Origin of the sequence: Protofrankia sp. Cr1, assembly GCF_963555865.1 — a bacterium.
In the GTDB taxonomy this organism is placed as follows: domain Bacteria; phylum Actinomycetota; class Actinomycetes; order Frankiales; family Frankiaceae; genus Protofrankia.
In genome coordinates, this window is the sequence record NZ_CAUVXO010000185.1 from 1 (window position 1) to 8,423 (window position 8,423).

Sequence of the window (8,423 nt, forward strand, 5' to 3'; positions counted from 1 at the left end):
TCGTTTCATGTAGCCGACTTGCAACGGCAGGCCGCGTACCTCGAACTCGCGTACACACTCGACGGCGCGACCACGCGTGTAGGAGATCGGTTTCTCCACGAATGTCGGCAAACCATGCTCGGCTAAAGTCAGCAACAGGTCGTGGTGGTCTCCGTCCGTGAGCAGTAGAACCGCGTCCAGCGAGCTTCCCCGAGCTTGTGCCAGGTCGACTAGCGAGGAGTAGCGTTCCGCCTCGGGAAAAAGCCGGCACGCATGGTCGAGGGCAGCCGTGTCTATGTCGCATAGTCTCGCGACGGCGAAACCGTCGGAGAGTTTCCGAAGGAGCGGGAAATAGCGTGAACGGGCAACTATACCGCAGCCGACGACACCTACTTGCAGTCTTCCCACGTAGCAGTCCGCCTCTACTTGTCGAGACCAAGGTCAGTCGGTTCGGAATCGTCCCAGGCGTCGCGCTGGACCGCGACCTGCCCGCCGTCGTCGATAAACAAAAGGTGTCGCTCGAACGCCTGGTTCAACAGTCCGAATTGGCGGAACGGCGGTCCCACGCGATTTCCGAAAACGGCCGTCCCCCCGTGCGCCGACACGTACGAGTCTATCAGTTCCGCGATGATTCGTCCTGCTTCGGGACCGTCGGGCACCTGCTGTCGGATATCCCTCGACGCCCGTGCAGGATGCATTAACTCGGCCGCCCGTTGGAGCAAGGCCTCTCTGTTTCCGGCCGCGTCGAGGTTCACCAGGTTGTTCACGCACAGATTCGGCGCCTCCTGCTGGAAGAACTCGGTCTGCGCGCCGAGGAAAGCAGGGTCGAACCACAGAGGGCGCACAGCCCTGTCCGATTTGCGTGCCCGCCTCGTCAGACTCAGCGACACCGAACCGGAGAACAGCACTGTCGTTCCGTCGGCCGGCAGGTAGCGGCGTACGTCACGCTGGTACTCGGACCGTACGAGGTCGTAGGTGGATGCCGGCTCCCACCCGACGCGCGCGGCGGCGTACACGAAGGCGAGTGTGGCGAGCACGCTCTTGTCGCAGACGGCTCGTACGGCGTAGGTCCTCGTGACCTCGCGGGCGAAGCGGCTCCGCTTGACCTCCGTACGCATGTACCACCGCGCCGCGTCTACGCCACCGAGCCCTACCACTTCCGGGTACACCGCAGGAGAGGGGTTGTTCTCCGCGATGAAGACCAATTCTTCGTCTTGACTCGCGAGGCTGACACCGGCAGTCGATTTGCCGAGGCCGGGTAGTCCGTCAAAATAGATGATCGGCGAGCGTGGGATGACGTGCCTCTCCGAAGCCTTCTTGGACGACATCTACCCATTCTCCGTCGAGCGACGCGGATTTCGCGGCGGCGGCTGCGACCGCGAGAGTACGGAGGTGGTCCCTGCCGGAATGAGGCAGAGGGCCTTCCCCTCGGAGGTGCCGGACGAAAGAGACGAGCGCTCCGGTGAAGCCGTCCGGCACCCATTCGCCCTCTGGTACTACCCGCTTCTCCTGTCCACCCGAATACACGTCCACGGCGGCCAGAGAAGCAACCGCGCTCTGGCGGGTACCGTCTACCACGAGCCGGTAGTCGTAAGCCGAAGGTCCCGGCACCGAGTTCACAAACGTCATGGCCACGTGCGGAGCGGTCCCGCTCGAGAAACGCGTGTTCACGGAGTACAGGAGAGGGGAGGCAGCCACTTGGCCGGGACGCCGACCAGAAACCGCCGACACCGCGCTCGGCGTTTCCTGAGCTAGGAGTCTGACGAGGTCGAAATAGTGGATTCCGTGGTCGAGGAAAAGGTAATCCGGGTGCCGCGTGTACCAGGTGTCCACGTCTTCGCGGTACCTGTTGTGGTGGTGGACCGCATAGACCGCTCCCGCGTCGCCGCTCTCGATCCACCTGAAAAGCGCGAGGTGCGTCGGAGCCCAGCGGGCGTTCTGGTTGACCGCGAGCGGCACACCTTTACTGGCAGCCTCGTCCACGATCCTTTGCGCCGTGGCCAAGTCGTACGCCAACGGTTTCTGAGCCAGAACCGGCTTTCCGACTTCGAACAGGGCGCTCAGCAGTTCGGCTCGAGTGCCGGGGGGCGTTGCGACGTCTACCAAGTCCACGTCCTCCCGCGCGGCCAGTCGGACGGCGTCTTTCTCGACAGCCGCACCGAGACGGGAGGCGACGCGCTTCGCGCGTTCGTCGTAATAGTCGCAGACGGCTGTCACCCTCACGCCGGCTTGCAGGTAAGCGGCGACGTGGGCCGATCCGCCGATCCGACCGCAGCCGACTAACCCGACTCTCACAAAAGACCTCTTTCTGAGCTCGTCGCCTTACCCGAGAACGCTCCTGGATCGAGACAGGACGTCCGCTGCTCTGCCGGGCTCCAACGCCCAGAGCTCCGGAGAGAACAACTCGACCGAGACGGGACCGGTATAGCCTATCGCGTCCAGGCCCCTCACGACCGCGTCGAAATCGACGACGCCGCTGCCGGGAACGCAGCGGAGGGAGTCGGTCATCGTGGCCGGGTCCGTTCCTGACGGCACGTCGGAGACCTGTACGAACTCGACAGGACGGGCGCAGGCGCGGGCGTCGCCCAACGACTCGCTCGACGCGTACAGGTGGCACAAGTCGAGGAGAATCCCGACGTTCGGCCGACCGCACCGAGCGAGCAGCTCGTCCAGCTCCCGAAGACTGGCCACGAACGGGTACGGCCCGTCGAGTTCCGGCGTCAAGCCTCGGGTGACTCCTATGTACTCGACAGCGAGGCGGACGCCGTGCTCGCCCGCGGCGGCGGCTAGGACGTCCAGCCGCCTGGCAGCGACCTCCGCAGCCGTCGCAGGAGGCAGGTGCGTCCTCGGGTTGACGACGACGGCGGCGCGCTGGCAGCCGAGCGCCTGCGCCACTTCGAGCCGCTTGTGGACGGACGCCACGGCCGCGCGGAACTGTGACTCATCCACAAGGAGTGGCGCCGGAAGCACCGGACCTGCGGGAAGCAGCCCACTGAACTGCGCGACCTTGACGCCCGCACGCTGCCACCAACGCGTAAGGGCGGCCGTACCGCCGAGTTCCTCGGCGAGGGATTCCGCTTGCTGGATACTCACTTCGACGTGCTCGAAACCGGCGGCACGACTGACCTCGACGAATTCCCGGAGGGAAGTCCCCCAGCGGTAGCAAGCCGGATTCACGCAAACGTCACGCAGCATCGGACCTCCCGCGCGGGAGCGGCAGGAAGATCCCGCTCTCGCTTACCTAGTTCGGTTGGACATAGATTTGAGCAAGCGGTCCCGGACTGCTGCCGAGCGACTTGAGGAACTGGGGCTGGACATTCATCGCGACGAGTTCCGAGTCGTCGAAGAACCCGAAAGAGCGGACCGGACCTGCGACGTCCTGCCAGTCGTCGACCTCCGCTGGCGGTTCGACGAGCTCAGCGGAAAAGAAACATTCTACCTTGTGCTGGCCCTCGGCCACGTCGATGAATTCGGAAACCGCTATCACGTCACCTACGGTGACTTTCAGGCCGGTCTCTTCCCACACTTCTCTCGTGACGCACTGCGGAAGGGTCTCGGGCGAGTCCAATCGACCGCCCGGCGTGTACCAGTAGCCGTTTCCGTCGGTTACCAGCAGCAGCCGCCCCTCGTACCGAAGGACGGCGCGGCACGCGACAGTGGCCTTCGGTGCTGTCATAGCATTACTCCTTCGCCGCTGAGTTCTCGTGCCGGGCGGCAATTCTTCTGCTCCCGGCGTCCGACCGCAAGGATACAACGGGTCTGTTCAACACAGCTGGACGCCGTCAGTGATGATCTCCTGTGTGAGGTCGGGGAACCTCGTGAGCTGGTCGGAAAGGAGCTGTAGGACGGCCGCGCTGTCGACGTCGCGGGCAGCGAGTCGCAGGATCACACGCCACGGTCGGTCGAGACGTTGACCCGTCGCGCTCACCAGATGGACTTCGGCGTAGTCTCCCGTGGCCGCGTGAAGAAGCCCGGCCAACCGTTCCGCCGCCACGTTGTAGAGCTTGCCGACGTGGTAAACGGGGTTCTTGCCGTTCGCGCCTTCGAGGTTCATCGGACGGAGCGGCGTTATCAGACCGTTGGTCCGGTTGCCACGTCCGACCACGCCCTCGTCACCGGACTCGATCGAGCTTCCCGTGTAGGTGAGATATATTTCGTCGTCCTGGGGTAAGTCCCGGGCGTTGAGTCGGAAGTTCACCCTTCCTTGCGGCCACAGGAGCTCGGCCAGTCGTACACACTCGGCCAGGACGTCGCCGCAGTTGTCCTGGTATGATCTGCGGTTCGGGACGTGGCGACTCTTCTGAGGCACGCACAGAACGACGTCGGCGTCGTCACCCGCTCGCATCGACATGACCTTGACGTCAGAGCCGCACCACGGTCGTCCCTGGCGGAATCCGCTGCTCCCCGAAAAATTGTCGGCGAGCGCGATGACGAATTCCTCGTGGGTGCTCAAGGGCGCCCATCCGGTGCCGAGTGAGGTGTCGTTCGCGAGCACCGTCCGACGTTCACGCAAGGTACTGGGGTCCGAGGGAGCGAACCATGCCGACCGTTCCGGGCTACTGCGGCCCGTCCCGTGGACCGCCCCCGGGCTCGGATTCCCAGTGATGTTCAGTTCGATGCTCAGATGGCCGTCCAACTCGGGTAGACAGCCTCGAAAGAACCCCTCCACAGTCTCGGTCGCAATATCGTCGACCGGTACCGCCGAGTTCCCGCACGTCCTCGTTGCTCTGCCGTTCACGAGGACCCGCACCGGCGCGAGCATCTTTCCTCCCCCGTATTCGACCTGGGACTTCCCGCCGAGGACCGCAAGCTTGTCGAAATTGTGATGCAGGACGACGCCGAAGGTGTCTCGCGTGTACCTGCTGTATGCCCGCGACAACAGCTCCGCGACGTTGTCGGCCAGCGTGTCCGGATGACCCATTCCCTTCCGTTCGACAAGTCCAGTGGACCGGGCCGAAATAACACCCGTCTCGACGAAGACAACAGTCTCGTCGATCTCGAAACGCTTGACTTCCACGTCACTCTCCTACGTCGCTCTCGGCGGAACCGGTGAGCTTTCTCATTGATGGCCGTACGGAGGACCCTCCCTAGCGCCGCCCCAAAATCACCCGCCGGGCCTCGGCACGCGCGGCCCGGAGCGCTGAGGTTTGTCCGGCGCAGTATGCGGTGAGATTTATCGTAGTGGACAGGTAGACCGACGATTCCTTTTCTGGCGGGTCCGGGACAAGGCTCAGGACCGCGCACAGCGCGGAACGTACGGCCGAATCTGGGGTATCGACGTGAAAAACGGCCCGAAGCAATTCGGCCAGCTCGTTATCCCGAGCTTTCGTGGTCGACGCTTCCGGTGACACTTGTTTTGATCTGGTCACAGACTACTCCCACGCATTCCGATTTCTACCTCGGTCGGACCGGTCACCCGCCCGGCCCGACTGCTCAGCCCTATACCGAAAATCGTCCGGATCCTATGTCAACACCTTGAGACGTTCGACCACTTTACGCAGCACTTCCGGGTCAGATTCTTGGACGAGCACTGCGGGAGGAAGGGAGAGCGGCGTACGAATCGGTAGGCCGCCGGCGGTGGTCGGAAAGGCTGCGTCCAGTTCCGCCCAAACAACCTTGCCGCCTCGTCTGAGGTTCCGATGCCACCACCTCGAGCTCAGCGCGTCAACGAGGAAAAGCCCTCGACCGCACTCTGCTCCGTCGGACTGCTCGCGGAGAACCGGGGGACTGGGATTGTGGTCTCTGACGCCGACGAAAAAGCTGTCAGCGACCGAGACGAGGCGTAGTTCGACGGACTTCTCGACCCCTGCGCCGACCGTAGAAGTTGCCTCGATACCGTTAGTGACTAATTCGGAAGCCAGTAGCTCCACGATGTCCGAGAGATGTTGCAGACGCCACTGCCTCATGACGTTCTTCGCGACCAGCCGGCCGTAGGCGACGGCGCTCGGCACGGCGGGCAGTACGGCCCTCACCGTGCGGCGGGATGCTGCGGTGAGGACCGGGGTCGTCCCGCCAGCCGCGGGCTTTGTCATGTGACACGACCCGGGACGTGCCGTGACGGGATGTCGAACTGGAAGGCCGCCGTCGTGAAGCCGGGCCAATGTTCAGCCAAGGCGTAGGCCGCCGCCGCGCGGCGGCTCTCGAAGAAGCCGCTCACGCCGCAGACGAAGCCGTCCTCCAACCGCACGGCAACGTACACCGCGTCTCGTTCACACCGCACTGCCATCGCTCCGTCCCGGACGCCACGGTCGCGGCTGTCCCTCGCCTGTCTCCGCGCGGGTGGTCGTCCGACAGAACGGCCGTGTGGCGAAAGCGCCCTGCTACCGACCCGACCCGTGGTCTGTCCCTTCCGTGCCGGTACGACCTCGTAGGGCGATTATGAAACAGCCTAGGCTTAAATGCAAGTGCATTTTCGGCCGAGGTGTCGACAACCGGCGGAGACCGGCCACTGGCAGACTTCGAGCAGGAGTCGTCCCGGTCGCGGAGGGGGAGCGTGGCGAAGTCGTCAGCAGGGCCGACGGTGCGTGGTCGCCGACTCGGCGCTGAGTTGCGAAGGTTACGGGAAGCGGTCGGGATGACTGCGGAGGAGGCCGGGCAGGCAATCCAGGCGTCGGAAGCCAAGATCAGCAGAATCGAGAACGGGAGAGTCGCGGTACGCCAGGTAGACGTCAGCGGTCTGCTCGACCTGTACGAAGTCCAGGACGCGGACCTGCGGGACGCCGTCCTCGCGCTCGCCAAGGAGTCTCGCCGACAAGGCTGGTGGCGCAGCTTCAGCGACGTGGTGCCGCGTTGGCTCGAGGTCTACATCGGACTCGAAGCAGACGCCTCGTCCATCAACACCTACCAGTGCGCTCTCGTCGAAGGACTGCTCCAGACTCCGGACTACGCTGCCGCGGTCATCCGTTCGATCTTGCCGGAGACTTCCGACGAAGTCGTGGCGCGGCGGGTCGCTCTCCGGATGAGCCGCCAAGAACGGCTTCGCTCCGACCACCCGCCCCGGCTCTGGGTAGTACTCGACGAGTCCGTCGTCCGGCGCCCCATCGGAGGCAAGGAAGTACTCGGAGCCCAGCTCAGGCACCTCCTCGACTCCATGGCCCGGCCGAACATCACGATTCAGGTGCTACCGTTCGCGGTGGGCGGGCACGCCGCGCTCGGGACCTCGTTCACGCACCTTGGGTTCCCCGACGCCAATGATCCGGAAGTGGTCTACGTCGAGGCGTTGACGGGCAGTCTCTACCTGGAGAAGGCCGAAGAGATACGGCAGTATAGGGAAAAGCTCGATCATCTCCGAGCCCTTGCGCTCGATCCCGCCGCGTCCGCCGAGATGATCGCGAGTTTGCTGAGGGAGTAGGAATGAAAGGCAAGATCAAGTTCGACCGGGAGAGCCTCTCCTGGCAGTTGTCCAGCTACACGAACGGCGAGGGCGCCTGCGTCGAGGTCGCCAAGCTCCCCGAGGACGGCCGAGCCGTGCGTGACTCGAAGGACCGGAACGGTCCCATCCTCGTCTTCACCTCGGCGGAGTGGACAGCCTTCCTTGCGGGCGCCCGCGACGGTGAATTCGACTCCTGAACGTGGTGTAGGTTCCCCGGTTGATCTAGAAAGTCCCTCGCCCAGGTAGCGCCGACACCGGGATCCCCACCGCAGCCGATGATCAGTAGAGGTTACGACTTGGCGTTCAGGTCGTCCAGTCGATGACGGTGAGTTCGTCCGCTGCCGCGATGACGATCCCGTTGCCGCCGCAGGACGGGCATGCATCGAGACGGTCACCGTCGTACTCCCGCGTGCAGGCGAAGCAGCGTAGCCGGTCGACCGCGGTCCGCCATTCCACCTGACTGGCTTGCAGGCAGGTGCCGGTGGCGGCACCGTGCCAGGCCGCGGCGGCGGAGTCGATGTCGACGCCGGTACCGACCGCGAGCACCACCGTGCGCACCGTCGCTCCCGCGCTTGCGTCCACGAGGGCTGCCACCGCCGCCCGGGCGAGACCGGCCTCATGCATCTGCGGGCACCGCCACTCCCCAGTTCGTCAGGATGGTCCGAGCCGCGGCGATCATCGCCGTGACCCTGGAATCGACCAGCGGGCTGAGCCCCCAGCGGTCCGCGATGGACTCGGGCACGACGCCGACCAGCGCGACATGGCGCGGGGCGCAGCCCGCGAGCTCCGCGGCCGACAGGGCGTCCACAAGGCCGACGTCGTGCGCGGTCGCGCGCACCCCGTGGCCACGCCTGACATCGCCGTCACCGATGACGATCACATCGCCCGGCCGACCCTGCGCGCTCGACACCGCGTCGAGGACGAGCACCGCGCGGCGGCCGGCGAGGTAGGGCATCAGCATGAGCCCGAGGGTCCCGCCGTCGAGAACCTCCACGCCCGGGTTCGGCACCGCCGCCAGCCGCCGGGCCGCGACCACGCCGACGCCGTCGTCACCCAGCAGCTCGTTGCCGAT

At 65.0% G+C, this 8,423-nt stretch carries 12 protein-coding genes; 2 read left to right on the forward strand and 10 right to left on the reverse strand.

Annotated features, from left to right (window positions below; translation table 11 throughout):
• The 8 genes from U9980_RS15265 to U9980_RS15300 all read right to left on the reverse strand — a co-directional run.
• Positions 1-387 (reverse strand): Gfo/Idh/MocA family protein (locus tag U9980_RS15265; protein ID WP_322768518.1); only part of this gene is annotated, 387 nt, incomplete at its 3' end.
• 14 nt (positions 388-401) lie between these two features.
• Positions 402-1,307, reverse strand: coding sequence for a hypothetical protein (locus tag U9980_RS15270; protein WP_322768519.1), 906 nt, complete (start codon positions 1,305-1,307; stop codon positions 402-404).
• Complete coding sequence (locus tag U9980_RS15275) at positions 1,246-2,274, reverse strand: Gfo/Idh/MocA family oxidoreductase (protein ID WP_322768520.1); 1,029 nt, start codon at positions 2,272-2,274, stop codon at positions 1,246-1,248. Before U9980_RS15275 ends, U9980_RS15270 begins: the two co-directional genes overlap by 62 nt.
• A gap of 27 nt (positions 2,275-2,301) precedes the next feature.
• Positions 2,302-3,174, reverse strand: coding sequence for a sugar phosphate isomerase/epimerase family protein (locus U9980_RS15280; RefSeq protein ID WP_322768521.1), 873 nt, complete (start codon positions 3,172-3,174; stop codon positions 2,302-2,304).
• A 46-nt stretch (positions 3,175-3,220) separates the two neighbouring features.
• Positions 3,221-3,655: an NUDIX hydrolase gene (locus U9980_RS15285; RefSeq protein WP_322768522.1), complete on the reverse strand. Its 435-nt coding sequence runs from the start codon at positions 3,653-3,655 to the stop codon at positions 3,221-3,223.
• Between the two features lie 87 nt (positions 3,656-3,742).
• The gene (locus U9980_RS15290) at positions 3,743-4,996 is read right to left on the reverse strand and encodes a methionine adenosyltransferase (protein WP_322768523.1); all 1,254 of its coding nucleotides are present in this window, start codon (positions 4,994-4,996) and stop codon (positions 3,743-3,745) included.
• A 445-nt stretch (positions 4,997-5,441) separates the two neighbouring features.
• Positions 5,442-6,011: an ATP-binding protein gene (locus U9980_RS15295; protein ID WP_322768524.1), complete on the reverse strand. Its 570-nt coding sequence runs from the start codon at positions 6,009-6,011 to the stop codon at positions 5,442-5,444.
• On the reverse strand, positions 6,008-6,178 hold the full coding sequence (locus tag U9980_RS15300; protein ID WP_322768525.1) for a hypothetical protein: 171 nt from the start codon (positions 6,176-6,178) through the stop codon (positions 6,008-6,010). Before U9980_RS15300 ends, U9980_RS15295 begins: the two co-directional genes overlap by 4 nt.
• A gap of 321 nt (positions 6,179-6,499) precedes the next feature.
• Here U9980_RS15300 and U9980_RS15305 point away from each other — a divergent pair, with 321 nt between their 5' ends.
• Positions 6,500-7,330 (forward strand): helix-turn-helix transcriptional regulator, encoded by an 831-nt coding sequence (locus U9980_RS15305; RefSeq protein WP_322768530.1) that lies wholly within the window; start codon positions 6,500-6,502, stop codon positions 7,328-7,330.
• A 2-nt stretch (positions 7,331-7,332) separates the two neighbouring features.
• A complete protein-coding gene (locus U9980_RS15310) occupies positions 7,333-7,548 on the forward strand; it encodes a DUF397 domain-containing protein (protein ID WP_322768526.1) in 216 nt (71 codons plus the stop codon).
• A gap of 106 nt (positions 7,549-7,654) precedes the next feature.
• On the opposite strand, the gene U9980_RS15315 is transcribed toward U9980_RS15310, so the two are convergent.
• The gene (locus tag U9980_RS15315; RefSeq protein ID WP_322768527.1) at positions 7,655-7,975 is read right to left on the reverse strand and encodes a hydrogenase/urease maturation nickel metallochaperone HypA; all 321 of its coding nucleotides are present in this window, start codon (positions 7,973-7,975) and stop codon (positions 7,655-7,657) included.
• On the reverse strand, positions 7,968-8,423 hold a 456-nt coding region (locus U9980_RS15320; protein WP_322768528.1), incomplete at its 5' end, for a HyaD/HybD family hydrogenase maturation endopeptidase. The genes U9980_RS15320 and U9980_RS15315, both read right to left, overlap by 8 nt.

What these genes read in the sequence shown, in the direction of transcription:
- U9980_RS15270 (WP_322768519.1), bottom strand. Translation starts at nt 1,307, where the DNA reads ATGTCGTCCAAGAAGGCTTCGGAGAGGCACGTCATCCCACGCTCGCCG.
- U9980_RS15280 (WP_322768521.1), bottom strand. Translation starts at nt 3,174, where the DNA reads ATGCTGCGTGACGTTTGCGTGAATCCGGCTTGCTACCGCTGGGGGACT.
- U9980_RS15315 (WP_322768527.1), bottom strand. Translation starts at nt 7,975, where the DNA reads ATGCATGAGGCCGGTCTCGCCCGGGCGGCGGTGGCAGCCCTCGTGGAC.
- U9980_RS15285 (WP_322768522.1), bottom strand. Translation starts at nt 3,655, where the DNA reads ATGACAGCACCGAAGGCCACTGTCGCGTGCCGCGCCGTCCTTCGGTAC.
- U9980_RS15310 (WP_322768526.1), top strand. Translation starts at nt 7,333, where the DNA reads ATGAAAGGCAAGATCAAGTTCGACCGGGAGAGCCTCTCCTGGCAGTTG.
- U9980_RS15295 (WP_322768524.1), bottom strand. Translation starts at nt 6,011, where the DNA reads ATGACAAAGCCCGCGGCTGGCGGGACGACCCCGGTCCTCACCGCAGCA.